Source organism: Nocardioides szechwanensis, from assembly GCF_900103935.1.
In the GTDB taxonomy this organism is placed as follows: Bacteria; Actinomycetota; Actinomycetes; order Propionibacteriales; family Nocardioidaceae; genus Nocardioides; species Nocardioides szechwanensis.
This window is the reverse complement of record NZ_FNIC01000006.1, coordinates 1-18573: the sequence shown is the minus strand read 5'-3', so window position 1 is coordinate 18573 and position 18573 is coordinate 1. Positions and strand designations below refer to the sequence as shown.

18 protein-coding genes and 1 rRNA gene are annotated in these 18573 nt (G+C 71.4%); 17 read left to right on the top strand and 2 right to left on the bottom strand.

Annotated elements, in window-relative coordinates; all coding sequences use genetic code 11:
• The first annotated feature begins 55 nt into the window (after positions 1-55).
• The 6 genes from rpmI to pheT all read left to right on the top strand — a co-directional run bounded on the left by rpmI (position 56) and on the right by pheT (position 6403).
• Positions 56-250, top strand: coding sequence for a 50S ribosomal protein L35 (gene rpmI / locus BLR90_RS14270; protein ID WP_091026162.1), 195 nt, complete (start codon positions 56-58; stop codon positions 248-250).
• 67 nt (positions 251-317) lie between these two features.
• Positions 318-710 (top strand): 50S ribosomal protein L20, encoded by a 393-nt coding sequence (gene rplT / locus BLR90_RS14265; RefSeq protein ID WP_091025905.1) that lies wholly within the window; start codon positions 318-320, stop codon positions 708-710.
• Between the two features lie 4 nt (positions 711-714).
• On the top strand, positions 715-1560 hold the full coding sequence (locus BLR90_RS14260) for a TrmH family RNA methyltransferase (RefSeq protein ID WP_245715325.1): 846 nt from the start codon (positions 715-717) through the stop codon (positions 1558-1560).
• Between the two features lie 32 nt (positions 1561-1592).
• Positions 1593-2648, top strand: coding sequence for a sensor histidine kinase (locus BLR90_RS14255; protein ID WP_091025904.1), 1056 nt, complete (start codon positions 1593-1595; stop codon positions 2646-2648).
• Between the two features lie 159 nt (positions 2649-2807).
• Complete coding sequence (gene pheS / locus BLR90_RS14250) at positions 2808-3920, top strand: phenylalanine--tRNA ligase subunit alpha (protein ID WP_091025903.1); 1113 nt, start codon at positions 2808-2810, stop codon at positions 3918-3920.
• A 2-nt stretch (positions 3921-3922) separates the two neighbouring features.
• Positions 3923-6403, top strand: coding sequence for a phenylalanine--tRNA ligase subunit beta (gene pheT, locus BLR90_RS14245; protein WP_091025902.1), 2481 nt, complete (start codon positions 3923-3925; stop codon positions 6401-6403).
• Positions 6404-6428: 25 nt separating this feature from the next.
• Here pheT and mgrA read toward each other — a convergent pair whose 3' ends face one another.
• Together mgrA and BLR90_RS14235 are read right to left on the bottom strand one after the other, a co-directional pair.
• On the bottom strand, positions 6429-7484 hold the full coding sequence (gene mgrA, locus BLR90_RS14240) for an L-glyceraldehyde 3-phosphate reductase (RefSeq protein ID WP_091025901.1): 1056 nt from the start codon (positions 7482-7484) through the stop codon (positions 6429-6431).
• 30 nt (positions 7485-7514) lie between these two features.
• Positions 7515-8321: a maleylpyruvate isomerase N-terminal domain-containing protein gene (locus tag BLR90_RS14235; protein ID WP_245715324.1), complete on the bottom strand. Its 807-nt coding sequence runs from the start codon at positions 8319-8321 to the stop codon at positions 7515-7517.
• 83 nt (positions 8322-8404) lie between these two features.
• Here BLR90_RS14235 and argC point away from each other — a divergent pair, with 83 nt between their 5' ends.
• From argC to BLR90_RS14180, 11 genes are all read left to right on the top strand, one after another.
• Positions 8405-9442 carry an N-acetyl-gamma-glutamyl-phosphate reductase gene (gene argC, locus BLR90_RS14230; protein WP_218029390.1) on the top strand — a complete coding sequence of 346 codons (1038 nt, stop codon included), beginning with the start codon at positions 8405-8407 and terminating at the stop codon, positions 9440-9442.
• The gene (locus tag BLR90_RS14225; RefSeq protein ID WP_091025899.1) at positions 9439-9936 is read left to right on the top strand and encodes an ACT domain-containing protein; all 498 of its coding nucleotides are present in this window, start codon (positions 9439-9441) and stop codon (positions 9934-9936) included. Before argC ends, BLR90_RS14225 begins: the two co-directional genes overlap by 4 nt.
• A complete protein-coding gene (argJ, locus tag BLR90_RS14220) occupies positions 9933-11084 on the top strand; it encodes a bifunctional glutamate N-acetyltransferase/amino-acid acetyltransferase ArgJ (RefSeq protein WP_091025898.1) in 1152 nt (383 codons plus the stop codon). Before BLR90_RS14225 ends, argJ begins: the two co-directional genes overlap by 4 nt.
• Positions 11081-12004 carry an acetylglutamate kinase gene (gene argB / locus BLR90_RS14215; RefSeq protein WP_091025897.1) on the top strand — a complete coding sequence of 308 codons (924 nt, stop codon included), beginning with the start codon at positions 11081-11083 and terminating at the stop codon, positions 12002-12004. The genes argJ and argB overlap by 4 nt, the downstream gene beginning before the upstream one ends.
• Positions 12001-13191 carry an acetylornithine transaminase gene (locus BLR90_RS14210; RefSeq protein ID WP_091025896.1) on the top strand — a complete coding sequence of 397 codons (1191 nt, stop codon included), beginning with the start codon at positions 12001-12003 and terminating at the stop codon, positions 13189-13191. The genes argB and BLR90_RS14210 overlap by 4 nt, the downstream gene beginning before the upstream one ends.
• A complete protein-coding gene (gene argF / locus BLR90_RS14205) occupies positions 13188-14123 on the top strand; it encodes an ornithine carbamoyltransferase (protein ID WP_091025895.1) in 936 nt (311 codons plus the stop codon). The genes BLR90_RS14210 and argF overlap by 4 nt, the downstream gene beginning before the upstream one ends.
• The gene (locus tag BLR90_RS14200) at positions 14116-14658 is read left to right on the top strand and encodes an arginine repressor (RefSeq protein ID WP_091025894.1); all 543 of its coding nucleotides are present in this window, start codon (positions 14116-14118) and stop codon (positions 14656-14658) included. The genes argF and BLR90_RS14200 overlap by 8 nt, the downstream gene beginning before the upstream one ends.
• Positions 14655-16085: an argininosuccinate synthase gene (argG, locus tag BLR90_RS14195; protein ID WP_091025893.1), complete on the top strand. Its 1431-nt coding sequence runs from the start codon at positions 14655-14657 to the stop codon at positions 16083-16085. Before BLR90_RS14200 ends, argG begins: the two co-directional genes overlap by 4 nt.
• Positions 16085-17524, top strand: a complete 1440-nt coding sequence (gene argH / locus BLR90_RS14190; protein WP_091025892.1) for an argininosuccinate lyase — start codon at positions 16085-16087, stop codon at positions 17522-17524. Before argG ends, argH begins: the two co-directional genes overlap by 1 nt.
• Positions 17508-18131, top strand: a complete 624-nt coding sequence (locus BLR90_RS14185; RefSeq protein ID WP_091025891.1) for a DNA-3-methyladenine glycosylase — start codon at positions 17508-17510, stop codon at positions 18129-18131. The genes argH and BLR90_RS14185 overlap by 17 nt, the downstream gene beginning before the upstream one ends.
• Positions 18132-18364: 233 nt before the next feature.
• Positions 18365-18573 (top strand): 16S ribosomal RNA (locus BLR90_RS14180); the annotation flags it as partial.

Sequence of the window (18573 nt, the reverse complement as noted above, 5' to 3'; positions counted from 1 at the left end):
GAGACGTTCGGTGGTCGCGCCCGTCGCGACCACGACCGAGAAGAGAGAGACAGAGATGCCGAAGAACAAGAGCCACTCCGGTGCCGGCAAGCGCTTCCGCGTGACCGGCTCCGGCAAGATCCTTCGCGAGAAGGCAGGCAAGCGCCACAACCTGGAGAAGAAGGCCTCCAAGGTCACGCGTCGCCTGACGGGCACGGTGACGGTCGCCAAGAACGACACCAAGCGCGTCAAGAAGATGCTCGGCATCTGACCCTCGTCCACCCGTTCGTTGGTCGAGGCCTCTCGATCGAGCAACTTCAGCACCAAGGAGTAACACCATGGCACGCGTCAAGCGGGCAGTGAACGCCCAGAAGAAGCGCCGTACCACCCTCGAGCGCGCTGCCGGCTACCGCGGCCAGCGCTCGCGTCTCTACCGCAAGGCCAAGGAGCAGGTCACCCACTCCCTGGTCTACAGCTACAACGACCGCCGCAAGAACAAGGGCAACTTCCGCAAGCTGTGGATCCAGCGCATCAACGCCGCCGCGCGTGCGCAGGGCATGACCTACAACCGCTTCATCCAGGGCCTGCACCTGGCCGGCATCGAGGTCGACCGCAAGATCCTCGCCGACCTGGCTGTCAACGACCCGGCCGCGTTCACCGCGATCCTCGAGGCCGCCCGCGCGGCTCTGCCCGAGGACGTCAACGCGCCCAAGGTCGAGGCCACCGCGTAACCCGGTGGTTGAGGAAGGCGCGCAGCGCCTGTCTCGAAACCCGCTGGGCACTCCGCTGACGTCGGGCAACACCCGGCTCAAGGAGACCCGCAAGCTCAGCCGCCGCTCGGAGCGATCCGAGCGGCGGCTGTTCCTTGCCGACGGCCCGAAGGCCGTCGAGGGCGCGCTCGGCGCGGTGTCGGACTCTGGGGTGAGCTGCGTGGTCGAGGTCTTCGCGACCCCGGCCGCCACGGAGCAGTACGCCGCCCTCGCGGCCGCCGCGCCCGTCTGGACGCTGGTCGACGAGCGCGCTCTCGCGTCCCTCAGCGACAGCGTCAGCCCGGCGGGTGTCGTGGCCCTGTGCCGGTTCGTCGACCGGCCGTTCGCCCACCTGCTCGACCCCGCGCCGCGCCTGGTCGCGATCTGCGCCGACGTGCGCGACCCCGGCAACGCCGGGACCGTGATCCGCAGCGCGGACGCCGCCGGTGCCGACGCGGTGGTGATGGCCGGCAGCTCGGTCGACGCCTACAACCCCAAGACGGTCCGCGCCAGCGTGGGCAGCCTGTTCCGCCTCCCGCTCGCGGTCGAGCCCGACCCGGCGACCGCCGTGCGCGCCGCGCAGGCGGCGGGGCTCGTCGTACTGGCCGCCGACGGTGCCGGTGATGTCGACCTCTTCGAGGCCGGCGACCTGCTCACGCAGCCGACGGCCTGGCTGTTCGGCAACGAGGCCTGGGGCCTCCCCGACGAGCTGGCGGCCCTCGCCGACCACCGCCTCGCGATCCCGATCCACGGCCGCGCCGAGAGCCTCAACCTGTCGACGGCGGCGGCGCTCTGCCTCTACGCCTCGGCCACCGCGCATCGTCGGTCGTAGGGCCGAAAGCGGTCCGCTCGTAGGGTGCTCCCATGACCGGGGGCACCGAGAGCGCGCAGGCGCTGGCCGACGCGCTGCCCGACGGCGTGGTCCTGGCCGACGGTGACGGTGTGGTCACGCTGGTCTCCACGACGGCCGCGCGGATGCTCGGCGGTGACGTCGCCGGGCTGACCGGTCGGCCGCTGGGCGAGGTCCTGGCGCTCCAGGACCAGGACGGCCAGGAGTGGGCGGCGACCAACACGCCGTACGACGGTCTGGCCACGCGCACCGCCGTGCCCGAGCAGTCGTGGCTGCTGCCCAACGGCACCGAGGTGCTGGTCTCCGCACGCCTGCACCGGCCGTCGCTGCACGAGCCGGTCTCGCTGGTCGCGGTGACGATCCGCTCCGGGCGGGGCCGGGCCCGGCTCGACCGTGAGCGCTCCGACCTGGTCGCGACCGTCGCCCACGAGCTCCGCTCGCCGCTGACGGGCGTGAAGGGTTTCGTGCAGGCGCTGCTGACCCGGTGGGACAAGCTCTCCGACGACCAGAAGAAGCTGATGCTCACCACGGTGCACGCCGACTCCGACCGGCTGAGCCGGCTGATCGCGGAGCTGCTCGACGTGGCCCGGATCGACACCGGCCGGCTCCAGCTGCACCCGCGGCCCTCCGACGCGGCGGTGCTGGTGCAGCGGATCGCCGACTCCGTGCAGGCCGGCACCTCGCGCCGGATCGAGCTCGACGTCGCACCGGGGCTGCCGCAGGTCAACGTCGACCCCGACAAGTTCACCCAGGTCGTGACCAACCTGGTCGAGAACGCCGTGCGCCACGGGGAAGGGCGGGTGCGGGTCAGGCTCGCGCCGCTGCCCGACGCGGGTGACGGGCCGTCCGTCGAGCTGACCGTCGACGACGAGGGCGAGGGCATCCCCGTCGAGCTGCGTCGCCGGGTGTTCACGAAGTTCTGGCGCGGGGGAGTCCGCGGCGGCTCCGGCCTGGGCCTCTACCTCGTCAACGGCCTGGTCCGCGCCCACGGCGGGACCGTCACGATCGACGACGCACCCGGTGGCGGAGCGCGCGTCGTACTCACCTGGCCCGCGGGCAGCATGCTCTGAGTGGGGCGTCGGATCTCAGCATCTGCTGAGATCCCCGCGGTTCCGGGGAGTTGCAACCCCCCGGAACGACGGCAATCTCAGCTTCTGCTGAGATTCGCCCGCGCTGCCGGGGGACAACCCGTTCGCGCAGCGGAGAGTGACCTTCCTAGACTCATCCCCGTGTCCGGACCCAACAGCGACTACGACCCCGTGGAGGTCAGCACCTTGCAGCCAGAAGAGGTCGCGGCAGCCCGCGACGCCGCGCTCGCGGCGATCGCCGGTGCGACCGACCTCGAGCAGCTCAAGCAGGCGCGGATCGAGCACACCGGCGACCGCTCGCCGCTGGCGCTGGCCAACCGCGAGATCGGTGCCCTGCCGCCGCAGGCGCGCAAGGAGGCCGGCCAGCGGATCGGGCAGGCCCGCGGCGCGGTCAGCCAGGCGCTCGCGGCGCGCCAGGAGGTGCTCGAGGCCGAGCGCGAGGAGCGGATGCTGGTCGAGGAGACCGTCGACGTCACCCTCCCGGCCGACCGCTTCCCCACCGGCGCCCGGCACCCGATCACGACCGGCTCGGAGCTGATCGCCGACATCTTCGTGGCCATGGGCTGGGAGGTCGCCGAGGGTCCGGTGATCGAGGCCGAGTGGCTCAACTTCGACGCGCTCAACCTCGGGCCGGACCACCCGGCGCGCACCATGCAGGACACGTTCTGGACGGCACCGGCCGAGGACCACGTCGTGCTGCGCACCCACACCTCGCCGGTCCAGGCCCGCACCATGCTGAGCCGCCAGCCACCGATCTACGTCGTGTGCCCCGGTCGGGTCTTCCGCACCGACGAGTACGACGCCACGCACAGCCCGATGTTCCACCAGGTCGAGGGGCTGGCCGTCGACGAGGGCATCACCATGGGCCACCTCAAGGGCACGCTCGACCACTTCGCGACCTCGATGTTCGGCGAGGGCATCACCACCCGGTTCCGGCCGTCGTTCTTCCCCTTCACCGAGCCCAGCGCCGAGGTCGACCTGGTCTGCTTCGTCTGTCGCGGCACCGGTTTGAACGGGGCGGGTCCCGAGTCCTGCCGGACCTGCCGGGGCGAGGGCTGGATCGAGTGGGGCGGCTGCGGCGTGGTCAACCCGCGGGTGCTGGCCGCCTGCGGCATCGACTCCGAGCGCTATTCCGGGTTCGCCTTCGGCATGGGCATCGACCGCACGTTGATGTTCCGCCACGGCCTCGAGGACCTGCGCGCCCTGTTCGAGGGCGACATCCGCTTCACCACTGCGTTCGGGACGGAGCTCTGACCATGAAGACCCCCGTCTCCTGGATCCGCGAGTACGTCGACCTGCCGGCCGACGTCACCACCGAGCAGCTCGCTGCCCGGCTCACCGCCCTCGGGCTCAAGCTCGAGGCGATCGAGAAGCCCGGCGACCAGATCACCGGTCCGCTCGTCGTCGGCCGTGTGCTGACGATGGAGCCCGAGCCGCAGAAGAACGGCAAGACCATCAACTGGTGCACCGTCGACGTCGCCGACGCCAACGGGACCGGTGAGCCCCAGGGCATCGTCTGCGGCGCCCACAACTTCGCCCCCGGTGACCTCGTCGTCGTCGTGCTCCCTGGTGCGGTGCTCCCGGGCGACTTCCACATCGCCGCCCGCAAGACCTACGGCCACGTCTCCGCGGGGATGATCTGCTCGGCCGCCGAGCTGGGCCTCGGTGAGGACCACGACGGCATCATCGTGCTGCCCGCCGACGCCGCCAGCCCTGGCGACGACGCGTTCGCGGTGCTCGGTCTGACCGAAGAGGTCATCGAGTTCGAGATCAACCCCGACCGGGCCTACGCGCTGTCCCTGCGCGGCATCGCCCGTGAGGCCTCGCTCGCGTACGCCGTGCCGTTCCACGACCCCGCCGAGCGCCAGGTCCCCGAGCCCGACGCCGACGGCTACCCCGTGATCATCGACGACCCGTCCGGTTGCCCGGTCTTCGCCGCTCGCCGGGTGACCGGCTTCGACCCCACCGCGCCGACCCCCGGCTGGATGGCGCGACGCATCCAGCTCGCCGGGATGCGGCCGATCTCGCTCGGGGTCGACGTCACCAACTACGTCATGCTCGAGCTCGGCCAGCCCATCCACGGCTACGACGGCGACAAGCTCGACGGCGCGATCTACGTGCGCCGCGCCACCGAGGGCGAGCAGCTCACCACGCTCGACGGAGCCCGCCGCACCCTGTCCGTCGAGGACCTCGTGATCGTCGACGGCTCCGGCCCGGTCGGTCTGGCCGGGGTCATGGGCGGCGCGACCACCGAGCTGTCCGAGACCACTACTCACGTGGTGATCGAGGCCGCCCACTGGGACGCCGTCTCCATGTTCCGCACCGGCAAGCGGCACAAGCTGTCCTCCGAGGCCGGCAAGCGCAACGAGCGCGGTGTCGACCCGCAGCTGCCGGCCATCGCCGCCGACCGGGTCGCCGAGCTGCTGACGACGTACGGCGGCGGGACGGTGGAGCCCGGCGCCACCCTGGTCGGGATCGCACCGACCCCGCCGACGATCGAGATCGACGCCGACCTTCCGGCCCGGATCACCGGCATGCCGATCGAGGCCGCCACGACGGTCGCCCACCTCGAGGCCGTCGGCTGCGTCGTCGAGGCCACCGGCGACCGGCTCACGGTCACCCCGGCGACCTGGCGCCCTGACGTCACCGACCCCTACGACCTGGTCGAGGAGGTCGCGCGGGTCGTGGGCTACGACCAGGTGCCGTCGATCCTGCCGCGCGAGGCGGCCGGTCGCGGGCTCACCCGCGAGCAGCGGCTGCGCCGACGGGTCGGACGCCTGCTGGCCGGCGCCGGCTGTGTCGAGGTGGTGAGCTTCCCGTTCGTCGGCGAGGCCACCTTCGACGCCCTCGGGCTCCCGGCCGACGACCCGCTGCGGCACACCGTGCGCATCGCCAACCCGATCTCGTCGGAGGAGCCGTCCTACACGACGACCCTGCTGCCGGGGCTGCTCAAGGCGGCCTCGCGCAACCTCGGCCGCGGCGCCTCCGGCGTCGCACTGTTCGAGACCGGCACGGTCGCCTTCCCGGCCGACCGCGGCGCGGCCCCCATCTACGGCGTCGACTGGCGCCCGACCGACGACGAGCTGGCCAAGCTGTTCGAGGCCATCCCGCACCAGCCGCTGTTCCTGGCGCTCGTGCTGGCGGGCGAGAGCGAGCGGGCCGGCTGGTGGGGCTCCGGCCGCGAGAGCGGCTGGGCCGACGCGATCGGTCTCGTACGACGTCTCGCCGCCGAGCTCGGCGTCCAGCTCGACGTCCGCTCCGCGGCTCGCGCGCCCTGGCACCCCGGTCGGTGCGCGCGCTTCGAGGTCGACGGCGTGGAGCTCGGGCACGCGGGCGAGCTGCACCCGTCGGTGTGCAAGGCGTTCGGGCTCCCGGTGCGCAGCGCCGCGGTGGAGGTCGACCTCGACTTCCTGATGCGCCGCGCGGTCGACGTCGTACCCGGCCCGGAGCTCTCGACCTACCCGCTCGCCAAGGAGGACGTCGCCCTCGTGGTCGACGCCACCGCGACGGTCGCCGACGTCGAGGACGCCCTGCGTCACGGCGCCGGCGAGCTGCTGGAGTCGATCCGGCTCTTCGACGTCTACACCGGTGACCAGATCGGCGCGGGCAAGAAGTCGTTGGCCTTCGCCCTCCGGTTCCGGGCCACCGACCGCACCCTCACCGAGCAGGAGACCAGCGCCGCCCGCGACGCCGCCGTAACCGCGGCCGCCGAGCGCTGCGGCGCGGTTCAGCGCTGACCAGTCGGCGGCTCGGGCGACGAGGTCAGGTCTCGGACGACGCCGACCAGATGTTGATCCCCGAGTCGACGGCGTCCTGCTCGATCGCATCGAGCTCGGACGCGCTGATCTCGAGGTTGTCGAGCACGTCGAGGTTGTCGTCGAGCTGGGCCACGCTGCTGGCCCCGACCAGCACCGACGTCACCCGCGGGTCGCGCAGCACCCACGCCAGGGCGAGCTGCGCCAACGACTGCCCGCGGCCCTGGGCGATCTCGTTGAGCCGGCGGACGTGCGCCACCGCCTCGTCACTCAGCAGCGAGGGGTCGAGCGACTTGCCCTGGGCTGCCCGCGAACCCTCCGGGATGCCGTCGAGGTAGCGGTCGGTCAGCATCCCCTGCGCCAGCGGCGAGAACGCGATGCAGCCCACGCCCTCCTCGCCGAGCACGTCGAGCAGTGACGCCCCGTCGTCCGACGGCTCCTCGACCCAGCGGTTGAGCATGGAGTACGACGGCTGGTGGATCAACAGCGGCACGCCCATCTCGCGCAGCAGCCCGGCCGCCTCGCGGGTCCGCTCGGCAGAGTAGGAGGAAATCCCGGCGTAGGTCGCCCGTCCGGACTGCACGGCGGTCGCCAGGGCGCCCATCGTCTCCTCCAGCGGGGTCTCGGGGTCGAACCGGTGGCTGTAGAAGATGTCGACGTGGTCCAGCCCCATCCGGGCCAGGCTCTGGTCGAGGGAGCCGAGGAGGTACTTGCGCGACCCCCACTCGCCGTACGGCCCCGGCCACATGTCGTAGCCGGCCTTGGTGGAGATCACCAGCTCGTCGCGGTAGGGCCGGAAGTCGTCGGCGAAGATCCTGCCGAAGTTGGTCTCGGCCGAGCCGTACGGCGGACCGTAGTTGTTGGCCAGGTCGAAGTGCGTGACCCCGCGGTCGAACGCCCGGCGCAGGATCGCGCGCTGGGTCTCGACCGGCTTGTCGTCGCCGAAGTTGTGCCACAGCCCGAGGGAGACTGCCGGCAGCTTCAGCCCGGAGCGCCCGCAGCGCCGGTAGGCGTGGGAGTCGTAGCGGTCATCGGCGGCGCGGTAGGGCGGTGGTGTGGTCATGCCCCGATCCTGCACCCCGGCGCCACACGGTCAGGTGAGAGGCTCGCTGACCGCGCTGATCATGGCGTCGTAGACCCGGCGGTCGCCGCTCACCTCGATGCCCGAGTCGTCGCGCCGCTTCCAGAGCCAGGCGTCGAGGTCGGCCGCCTTACCTCGTACGACGGCAGCGGCGTCGCCCGGCTCGGCCAGCAGCAGGTGCGGGCCGTCGTAGTTCTTCCCGGAGTCGGGATCGGTGCCGAAGAACATCCCGGGGCGGACGAAGAGCGACTGCTCGACGTCGGTCATCTGGATCTCGACCAGCTCCTCGCCCATCTCGGTGCGGCCCCACTCGGGTGCCTCGCCGCCGTACATCACGTCCATCAGCTCGGCGACCCCGTCAGCGGCCAGCCGCGGGTCGAGACCGGTGACCTCGCCGGCGGTCTGCTCGGCGTCGAGCCGGTGGATGAGCGCCTCGTGCGCCTGGCGCCGGAAGGTGAAGCCGACGGTCTGCTCGGGAGCCCAGGACCACGCCGGCTCGGTCGGGTCGGCCGCCTCCAGCTGGGCGACCAGGCTGGCTGCGCACTCGTCGAAGAACGCCAGCAGCGCCGGGTAGGAGCCCGGACGGTCGGGGCCGGGGTCGTCCTCGCCGGGCCCGGCCGGGCGCTTGCGGATGACCGACGCCCAGAACCACTGCACGCCCGCGAGGTGCCACAGCAGGTCGGCGGCGTCCCAGTCGGGGCAGGCCGGCACCCGCGCGGCCGGGTCGCAGTCGGCCAGCACGTCGCGGAAGCGCGCGGAGTCGCTGCGGAGGTGCTCGAGGTAGTCCGGGAAGGCGAGTCGCGTCATGGCTGGAGGCATGTTCGGGAACCTAGACCCGGCCACGGACACTGTCTCGTCCTTTTCGGCCAGATCACGATAACCATGCAGTTCTATGTATAGTCATGCACATGACGACTGTGGCCGTGGCCGGTGCTAGTGGGTACGCCGGCGGTGAGGTGCTCCGCCTCCTGCTCGCGCACCCCGGCGTGGAGATCGGTGCCCTGACCGGCGCCTCCAACGCGGGGGAGCGGCTCGGAACTCTCCAGCCCCACCTCGTCCCGCTGGCCGACCGGGTGCTGGAGCCCACGGACCTCGGCACCCTCGGCGGCCACGACGTGGTCTTCCTCGCGCTGCCGCACGGCCAGTCCGGCGAAATCGCCGCCCAGCTGCCCGAGTCCACCGTGGTCATCGACTGCGGAGCCGACTTCCGGCTCCAGGACGCGGCGGAGTGGGAGACGTTCTACGGCGGCACCCACGCCGGCACCTGGCCCTACGGCCTGCCCGAGCTGCCCGGTCAGCGCGAGATCCTGGCGCGCGCCACCCGGATCGCCGTACCCGGCTGCTACCCGACCGTCTCGACGTTGTCGCTCGCCCCCGCCGTCGCCGCCGGGATCATCGAGCCCGACGTCGTGGTCGTCGCCGCGTCCGGCACCAGCGGCGCCGGCAAGGCCGCCAAGGCGCACCTGCTGGGCAGCGAGATCATGGGCAACGCCAGCGCCTACGGCGTCGGCGGCAGCCACCGGCACACCCCCGAGATCACCCAGAACCTCTCCGGGCTGCTCGACGGCGACGACCTCGTGCGGGTCAGCTTCACACCGCTGCTGGTCCCCATGCCGCGCGGCATCCTCGCCACCTGCTCGGCACCCCTGCGCGGCGACGTCTCGGCGGAGGAGGCCTACGACGTCTACGCCGCGGCGTACGCCGACGAGCCGTTCGTGCACCTGCTCGCCCCGGGGCAGTGGCCCCAGACCAAGTCGGTCACCGGCTCCAACGCCGTCCACCTCCAGGTGACCGTCGACCCCGCCGCCCGCCGGCTGGTGGCGGTCGGCGCCGTCGACAACCTCGCCAAAGGCACGGGCGGCGCCGCCGTCCAGTGCATGAACCTCGCCCTCGGCCTCGACGAGGGCCTGGGCCTCACGACAGTTGGGATCGCACCATGACCGAGAGCCAGAGCACCGAGCAGACCGGGAGTACGAGCGAAGCGAGTACTCCCAATGGAGCGACGGAGTCGCTCCACCCCACCTACACATTGCAGCAGTTCCCGGAGAAGCTCGCGGTCGTGAAGCTGCCGCCCGGCGCGGAGATCCCGGAGTGGGCCGAGTCGTCCTCGCTGTTCTCGATCACGGCGACCGCCACCGAGACCTCCCTGGTGTGCGCGGGCCGCAACGTGCCGACCAAGCAGGTGGCCCACAAGGGCATGACCGCCTTCGCCGTGATGGGGACCCTCGACTTCGCGCTGACCGGGGTGCTGGCGGCGCTGCTGGCGCCGCTGGCTGAGGCGGAGATCAGCGTCTTCACGATCTCGACGTACGACACCGACTGGATCCTGGTCCCGGTGGCCAAGGCGGAGGCTGCGGCCGAGGCGTGGCGACGACAGGGGCACACCGTCGACCTCGCCGTCCCCGTCAAGCCCACCCGGAAGAAGAAGACATGACCGTCACCACCCCCGCAGGCTTCCGGGCCGCGGGCATCCCCGCCGGCCTGAAGTCCACAGGAGCCAAGGACCTCGCGCTCGTCGTCAACGACGGGCCCGCCTTCGACTCCGCGAGCGTCTTCACCGCCAACCGCTGCAAGGCCAACCCGATCCTGTGGAGCCAGGAGGTGGTCAAGGACGGCGTCGTGCGCGCGGTCGTCCTCAACTCCGGCGGTGCCAACTGCTACACCGGCCCCGACGGTTTCCAGACCACCCATGCGGTGGCCGAGAAGGTCGGCTCCGTGCTCGGCGTCGCCCCCGGCGACGTCGTGGTCTGCTCCACGGGGCTGATCGGCCTCGCCAACGACCGCGACCACCTGCTCGCCGGCGTCGACACGGCGTACGCCGCCCTGTCCGGCGACGGCGGGGCAGACGCGGCGACCGCGATCATGACCACCGACTCGGTGAGCAAGCAGGTCGTCGTCGAGGGCGCCGGCTGGTCGATCGGCGGCATGGCCAAGGGCGCCGGGATGCTCGCGCCCCAGCTCGCGACCATGCTGGTCATCCTCACCACCGACGCCGTCGTGCCCGCCGCCGACCTCGACCAGGCGCTGCGCGCCGCGACCCGGGTCAGCTTCGACCGGCTCGACTCCGACGGTTGCATGTCCACCAACGACACCGTCACCGTGATGGCCAGCGGCGCCAGCGGGATCACGCCGACGCTGCCCGACTTCACCGACGCGCTGACGCAGGCCTGCACCGACCTCGCGATGCAGCTGCTGCGCGACGCCGAGGGCGCCGACCACGAGATCGCGATCACGGTGCTCAACGCGGCCAGTGAGGACGACGCCGTCGAGGCGGGCCGCAGCGTCGCCCGCAGCAACCTGTTCAAGGCCGCGGTCTTCGGCAACGACCCCAACTGGGGTCGCGTCCTGGCCAGCATCGGCACCACCCAGGCCGCGTTCGACCCGGCCGACCTCGACGTCGCGATGAACGGTGTCTGGGTCTGCCGCAGCTCCACGCCGGACGCCGACCCGGCGCTGGTCGACCTCAAGCCCCGCGAGGTCAGCGTGACCATCGACCTCAAGTCCGGCGACGCCCGCGCGACCGTCTGGACCAACGACCTCACCCACGCGTACGTCCACGAGAACAGTGCCTACAGCTCATGACCCAGACACCCGGCAAGCCCGACCCTGCCAAGGCCGAGGTCCTGGCCAACGCCCTTCCGTGGCTCAAGCGCTACCACGGCAAGATCGTGGTGGTGAAGTACGGCGGCAACGCCATGACCGACGACAACCTCAAGCGCGCGTTCGCCGAGGACATCGCGTTCCTGCGCTTCGCCGGCTTCAAGCCGGTCGTGGTGCACGGCGGCGGCCCACAGATCTCCCGGATGCTCGACAAGCTCGGCATCGAGTCGGAGTTCAAGGGCGGCCTGCGCGTCACCACCCCCGAGGCCATGGAGGTCGTGCGGATGGTGCTCGTCGGGCAGGTCCAGCGCGAGCTGGTCGGCCTGATCAACGAGCACGGCCCGCTCGCCGTCGGCCTCTCCGGCGAGGACGCCGGCCTGTTCACCGCCGAGCAGACCAACACCATCGTCGACGGCGAGGAGGTCGACCTCGGACTGGTCGGCGAGGTCGCCCACGTGCGCCCCGAGTCCGTGCTCGACCTGATCGAGGCCGGCCGGATCCCGGTCGTCTCCAGCGTCGCGCCCGACGTCGACGGCCAGGTCCACAACGTCAACGCCGACCTGGCCGCCGCCGCCCTCGCGGTCGCGCTCAAGGCCGAGAAGCTGCTGGTGCTGACCGACGTCGAGGGTCTCTACCTCGACTGGCCCAGCTCCGACGACGTGATCGGCGAGATAAACCCCGAGTCGCTGGCCGAGCTGATGCCGAGCCTGGCCAGCGGGATGGTCCCCAAGATGGGCGCCTGCCTGCAGGCCGTCCAGGGCGGGGTGCCGCGCGCGACCGTCGTCGACGGACGCCAGCTCCACGCCGTACTCCTCGAGCTCTTCACCAACGAGGGCGTCGGCACGCAGGTCCTGCCCGGCGTGGAGACGAAGACGCGGAAGGCGAGGGACACCCCGTCATGACCGACACCCAAGAGCACACCTGGGGCGAGCGCTACGCCGACTCGCTGATGAACACCTTCGGACAGCCCAAGCTGGTCCTCACCCGCGGCGCCGGCGCCCACGTCTGGGACACCGACGGCAAGGAGTACGTCGACCTGCTCGGCGGCATCGCGGTCAACGCGCTCGGCCACGCCCACCCGGCACTGGTCGAGGCGGTCACCGCGCAGCTGGGCACGCTCGGCCACATCTCCAACTTCTTCGCCAGCGAGCCGCAGGTCCGGCTCGCGGAGAAGCTCCTCGCGTTGCTGGACGCCGGCCCGGGCAAGGTCTTCTTCACCAACTCCGGCGCCGAGGCCAACGAGGCCGCGTTCAAGCTGACCCGCCGCACCGGCCGCACTCACGTGGTCGCGGCGCAGGGCGGCTTCCACGGACGCACCATGGGCGCGCTCGCGCTCACCTCGAAGGAGGCCTACCGCGCCCCGTTCGAGCCGCTGCCCGGCGACGTCACGTTCGTGCCCTACGGCGACGCCGAGGCGCTCGCCGCGGCCGTCACCGACCGCACGGCCGCGATCCTGCTCGAGCCGATGCAGGGCGAGGCCGGCGTCGTCACGCCGCCCAAGGGCTACCTGGCCGCGGCCCGCACGATCGCCGACGAGCACGGCGCGCTGCTGTGGCTCGACGAGATCCAGACCGGCCTCGGTCGCACCGGCCGCTGGTTCGCCCACCACTCGGCGGGCGTCACGCCCGACATCGTCACCGTCGCCAAGGGCCTGGCCGGGGGCATCCCGATCGGCGCCTGCATCGGGGTGGGGGAGTCCGGCACGCTGCTCGAGCCGGGCAACCACGGCACTACCTTCGGCGGCAACCCGGTCGCCTGCGCCGCGGCGCTCGCGGTCATCGGCACCATCGAGACCGACGGTCTCCTCGAGCACGTCACGGCCCTCGGCCAGAAGCTGCGCGACGGCCTCGCGGCCGACCCGCGGGTCACCGAGGTCCGCGGCGAGGGGCTGCTGATCGGGCTGGACCTCGCGGCCGAGGTCTCGGCCGCGGTCACGGCGGGCGCGCTCGCACACGGGTTCATCATCAACAACCCGACACCGCACCGCATCCGGCTCGCGCCGCCGCTCGTGCTCACCCAGGACGACGCCGAGGCCTTCCTCACGGCGTGGCCGGCGATCCTCGACGAGGCGTTCGAGGGCCAGTCATGAGGCACTTCCTCGCTGACGACGACCTGCGTCCCGACGAGCAGGCGCAGGTGCTGCGGCTGGCCGCCGACCTCAAGGCCGCGCCGTACGACGCCAAGTCGCTGGGCGGCCCGCGCACCGTCGCGATGATCTTCGACAAGCCGACTCTGCGCACGCAGGCGTCGTTCGCGGCCGGCATCGCAGAGCTTGGCGGCTACCCGATGCTCGTCGACGGGACCCTCGCCGGGATCGGCGTGCGTGAGTCGGTCTCCGACGTCGCCAAGGTGCTCGGCCGCCAGGCCTCCGCGATCGTGTGGCGCACGTTCGCCCAGACCGCTCTCGAGGAGATGGCCGAGCACGCCGGCGTCCCCGTGGTCAACGCGCTGACCGACGACTTCCACCCCTGCCAGCTGCTCGCCGACCTGCTCACCGTGCAGGAGCACAAGGGCGAGCTCGCCGGGCTGCGCGTCGCCTTCGTCGGCGACGCCGCCTGCAACATGGGCAACTCCTGGCTGCTCGCCGGCGCCACCGCGGGCATGCACGTCATCGTCAGCGGGCCCGAGGGCTACGTCCCGTCGGCGGAGATGTTCCGCCGCGCCGCCGACATCACGTCGTACGCCGGCGGGTCGGTGTCCGACGAGCCCGACCCGGTCGCGGCCGTGACCGGTGCCGACGTGGTCGTGACCGACACCTGGGTGTCGATGGGCAAGGAGGACGAGGCGACCTCGCGCGCCGAGGTCTTCGCCGCCTGGTCGGTCACCCCCGAGCTGCTCGCCCACGCCAAGCCCGACGCGATCGTGATGCACTGCCTGCCGGCCTACCGCGGCAAGGAGATCGCCGCCGAGGTGATCGACGGTCCGCAGAGCGTCGTGTGGGACGAGGCCGAGAACCGCCGCCACGCACAGAAGGCGATCCTGACCTTCCTCGTCGGAGCGGCGGGAGACTCGCATGAGTGAGTCCGCGGTCCGCCCCACCACCAAGAACTCCCGCCACCAGCTGATCATCGACCTGGTGACCCATCGCGAGGTCCACTCGCAGGGCCAGCTCGCCGACCTGCTGGCCGGCGAGGGCGTCCACGTCACCCAGGCGACGCTGTCGCGCGACCTCGTCGAGCTCGAGGCGGTCAAGGTCCGCGACGCCTCCGGCGCGCTCTTCTACGCCGTCCCCAGCGAGGGTGGCGACCGCCGGCCCTCCGCCCCCAGCGAGACCCGCGCGTCCATCCAGCGCCTCGCCCGGCTCTGCGGTGACCTGTTGGTCAGCGCCGACCACTCGGCCAACCTGGTCGTCCTGCGCACCCCGCCCGGGGCCGCCCAGTTCCTCGCCTCCGCGTTCGACAAGACGGAGTTCCCCGACGTCCTCGGCACCATCGCCGGCGACGACACCGTCCTCGTCATCGGCCGCGACCCGACCGGGGGAGTAGACCTCGCCCGGCGCTTCCTCGCCCTCGCCGAGCTTCCCACCCAGAACGACACAACGAAGGAACCCACGTGAGCAAGGTCCTGACCAGTCTTCCTGTCGGCGAGCGCGTCGGCATCGCCTTCTCCGGCGGACTCGACACCTCGGTCGCGGTCGCCTGGATGCGCGAGAAGGGTGCGGTCCCCTGCACCTACACCGCCCACCTCGGCCAGTACGACGAGGACGACATCGACGGCGTGCCCGACCGTGCCAAGGAGTACGGCGCCGAGATCGCACGGTCGCTCGACTGCCGGCCCCAGCTCGTAGAGGAGGGCCTCGCAGCGCTCGCGTGCGGTGCGTTCCACATCCGCTCGGGCTCGCGCGCCTACTTCAACACCACGCCGCTGGGCCGCGCGGTCACCGGCACGATGCTGGTGCGCGCCATGCACGAGGACGGCGTCGACATCTGGGGCGACGGGTCGACCTTCAAGGGCAACGACATCGAGCGCTTCTACCGCTACGGCCTGCTCGCCAACCCCGAGCTGCGCATCTACAAGCCGTGGCTGGACGCCGACTTCGTCCACGAGCTCGGGGGCCGCACCGAGATGAGCCAGTGGCTCACCGAGCGCGGCCTGCCCTACCGCGACAGCCACGAGAAGGCCTACTCCACCGACGCCAACATCTGGGGCGCCACCCACGAGGCCAAGACCCTCGAGCACCTCGACGTGTCGCTCGAGACGGTCCAGCCGATCATGGGCGTGAAGTTCTGGGACCCCAGCGTCGAGATCGCCACCGAGGACGTCACGATCCGCTTCGAGGCCGGCCGGCCGGTCGCCCTCAACGGCACGACGTACGACGACGCGGTGGCGCTGGTCCACGACGCCAACGTCATCGGTGGCCGCCACGGCCTGGGCATGTCCGACCAGATCGAGAACCGGATCATCGAGGCCAAGTCCCGCGGCATCTACGAGGCCCCGGCGATGGCGCTGCTCTGGATCGCCTACGAGCGGCTCCTCAACGCCGTCCACAACGAGGACACCGTCGCCAACTACCACACCGAGGGCCGTCGGCTGGGCCGGCTGCTCTACGAGGGCCGCTGGCTCGACCCGCAGGCGCTGATGATGCGTGAGGCCATCCAGCGCTGGATCGCCTCGCTGGTGACCGGAGAGGTGACTCTGCGGCTGCGCCGCGGTGAGGACTACACGATCCTGCGCACGGCCGGCCCGGCCCTGTCCTACCACCCCGACAAGCTCTCGATGGAGCGCACCGAGAACGCCGCCTTCGGCCCGACCGACCGGATCGGCCAGCTCACCATGCGCAACCTCGACATCGCCGACTCGCGGGCCAAGCTCGAGCAGTACGCCGGCCAGCCGCTCGACCAGGGCCAGGTCCTGGTCGAGAACGGCACGCTCTTCGGGGAGCTCCCTGCCGGCGGCTTCGACCGGATCACCGACAACCCGTCGGCGCGCGATGCCGAGGACGAGGCGCTCGACCACGCCGCGATGGAGTCCGGAACCGACTGATGGCCGACGAGACTCCCAAGGAACGACAGGGCACCAACGAGGGCAAGCTCTGGGGCGGGCGCTTCGCCGGCGGACCGTCGCCCGAGCTCGACGCCCTGTCGAAGTCCACGCACTTCGACTGGCGCCTGGCCCCCTACGACCTGGCCGGCTCCCGGGCCCACGCCAACGCGCTCCACCGGGCGGGGCTGCTCACCGAGTCCGAGCTGGCCGAGCTGACCCGTGGCCTCGGCGTCCTGGACGAGCGGTACGCCGCGGGCGACCTCGCCCCGGACGCCTCCGACGAGGACGTCCACGGGGCGCTGGAGCGGATGCTGCTGGACGAGGTCGGCGCCGACACCGGCGGCCGGCTCCGCGCCGGCCGGAGCCGCAACGACCAGATCGCCACGCTTTTCAAGGTCTTCCTGCGCGACCACAGCCGCGTGCTGGGGAGCCTGCTGCTCGACCTGGTCGAGACCCTGGCCTCCCAGGCGCGCGACCACCTCGACGTGGTCATGCCCGGCCGCACCCACCTCCAGCACGCACAGCCGGTGCTGCTCGCCCACCACCTGCTGGCCCACGCCTGGCCCCTGGTGCGCGACGTCGACCGGCTCCTCGACTGGGACGCCCGCGTCGCCGCGGACTCGCCGTACGGCTCCGGGGCGCTGGCCGGCTCCAGCCTCGGCCTCGACCCCACCGGGGTCGCCGACGAGCTGGGCTTCACCGGCTCCTCGCCCAACTCGATCGACGGCACCGCCGCGCGCGACTTCGTCGCCGAGTTCGCCTACGTCACCGCGCAGGCCGGCGTCGACATCAGCCGGCTCGCCGAGGAGGTCATCCTCTGGTCGACGCGCGAGTTCGGCTTCGTCACGCTGCACGACTCGTGGTCGACCGGGTCGAGCATCATGCCGCAGAAGAAGAACCCCGACATCGCCGAGCTGGCCCGGGGCAAGGCCGGCCGGCTGATCGGCAACCTCGCCGGGCTGATGGCCACGCTCAAGGCGCTGCCGCTGGCCTACAACCGCGACCTCCAGGAGGACAAGGAGCCGGTCTTCGACTCCGTCGACACCCTCGAGGTGCTGCTGCCCGCGTTCACCGGCATGGTCGAGACCCTGGTCTTCGACACCGCGCGCCTCGCCGAGCTGGCCCCGCAGGGCTTCTCCCTGGCCACCGACATCGCGGAGTGGCTGGTCCGCGAGGGCACGCCCTTCCGGGTGGCCCACGAGGTCGCAGGCGCCTGCGTACGCCGCTGTGAGGAGCTCGGCATCGAGCTGCACGAGCTGACCGACGAGCAGTTCGCCGAGATCTCGCCCTCGCTCACCCCGGAGGTACGCCTCGTCCTCACCGCCGAGGGGTCCGTCGCGTCCCGCGACGGTCGCGGCGGCACCGCCCCGGTCCGGGTCCGTGAGCAGCTCGCCGAGCTGCTCGAGCGCGTGGCCACCCAGCGTGAGCGTCTCGCCTGACCTGGCGGAGCTGCTGGGCGGCCCCGTCCACGAGGTCGCCCCGCTCCTTCTGAACGCCGTGCTGCGCCACGGAGACGTCGCCGTCCGCCTGACCGAGGTCGAGGCGTACGCCGGACTGGCCGACCCCGGCTCCCACGCGTTTCGTGGCCGCACGCCCCGCAACGAGGTCATGTTCGGGCCTCCCGGTCACCTCTACTGCTACTTCACCTACGGCATGCACGTGTGCGCCAACGCGGTCGCCGGACCGGAGGGGACCGCCGGCGGGATCCTGTTGCGGGCGGGGGAGGTGGTCGACGGGATCGAGCTCGCCCAGAGCCGCCGACCGCGGTCCAGCGACCGCGACCTGGCCCGGGGACCGGCCCGTCTCTGCAACGCCCTGGCCATCGCGCTGACCCACGACGGCACCGACCTCCGGACGGGGGAGATCACCCTCGAGCCGGGCACTCCGCCGCCTCGCTGGGAGGCTGGGCCGCGCGTCGGACTGCGGGGCGCTCCCGACCGTCCGTGGCGCTTCTGGACGCCTGGAGAGCCGTCCGTGTCGGCCTACCGACCGGCCACGACGCGGGTACGTCGACCCCGAGTTGACGAGCCAGAGACGACCCCGTAATGTTCTCCGGGTTGCCCCAAGCGGGCCCGCAAGGGCCACGTGACGAGGTGCGACCAGCCCCAGGCACACCAGCAATGGTGCCTGTCAGGTGTGTGTCTGATTTTTGAGAACTCAACAGTGTGTCATAGTCGATGAATTAGTTTGTATGCCCTCATCTTTGGATGTTTGGGTTGTTTTTTCGGCATTAATGATTCTGGCAATTGTCAGTTTTGTTCTTGTCAGTGATGGAATTTTCTACGGAGAGTTTGATCCTGGCTCAGGACGAACGCTGGCGGCGTGCTTAACACATGCAAGTCGAGCGGTAAGGCCCTTTCGGGGGTACACGAGCGGCGAACGGGTGAGTAACACGTGAGTAATCTGCCCTCCACTTGGGGATAAGCTTCGGAAACGGGGTCTAATACCTGATACGACACTCTCCTGCATGGGATGGGTGTGGAAAGTT

Excerpts from the sequence above, each read along its gene's own strand:
- rpmI (WP_091026162.1), top strand. The coding sequence starts at position 56 with ATGCCGAAGAACAAGAGCCACTCCGGTGCCGGCAAGCGCTTCCGCGTG.
- rplT (WP_091025905.1), top strand. The coding sequence starts at position 318 with ATGGCACGCGTCAAGCGGGCAGTGAACGCCCAGAAGAAGCGCCGTACC.
- BLR90_RS14255 (WP_091025904.1), top strand. The coding sequence starts at position 1,593 with ATGACCGGGGGCACCGAGAGCGCGCAGGCGCTGGCCGACGCGCTGCCC.
- pheT (WP_091025902.1), top strand. The coding sequence starts at position 3,923 with ATGAAGACCCCCGTCTCCTGGATCCGCGAGTACGTCGACCTGCCGGCC.
- mgrA (WP_091025901.1), bottom strand. The coding sequence starts at position 7,484 with ATGACCACACCACCGCCCTACCGCGCCGCCGATGACCGCTACGACTCC.
- BLR90_RS14235 (WP_245715324.1), bottom strand. The coding sequence starts at position 8,321 with ATGCCTCCAGCCATGACGCGACTCGCCTTCCCGGACTACCTCGAGCAC.
- argC (WP_218029390.1), top strand. The coding sequence starts at position 8,405 with ATGCACATGACGACTGTGGCCGTGGCCGGTGCTAGTGGGTACGCCGGC.
- BLR90_RS14225 (WP_091025899.1), top strand. The coding sequence starts at position 9,439 with ATGACCGAGAGCCAGAGCACCGAGCAGACCGGGAGTACGAGCGAAGCG.
- argJ (WP_091025898.1), top strand. The coding sequence starts at position 9,933 with ATGACCGTCACCACCCCCGCAGGCTTCCGGGCCGCGGGCATCCCCGCC.
- argB (WP_091025897.1), top strand. The coding sequence starts at position 11,081 with ATGACCCAGACACCCGGCAAGCCCGACCCTGCCAAGGCCGAGGTCCTG.
- BLR90_RS14210 (WP_091025896.1), top strand. The coding sequence starts at position 12,001 with ATGACCGACACCCAAGAGCACACCTGGGGCGAGCGCTACGCCGACTCG.
- argF (WP_091025895.1), top strand. The coding sequence starts at position 13,188 with ATGAGGCACTTCCTCGCTGACGACGACCTGCGTCCCGACGAGCAGGCG.
- BLR90_RS14200 (WP_091025894.1), top strand. The coding sequence starts at position 14,116 with ATGAGTGAGTCCGCGGTCCGCCCCACCACCAAGAACTCCCGCCACCAG.
- argH (WP_091025892.1), top strand. The coding sequence starts at position 16,085 with ATGGCCGACGAGACTCCCAAGGAACGACAGGGCACCAACGAGGGCAAG.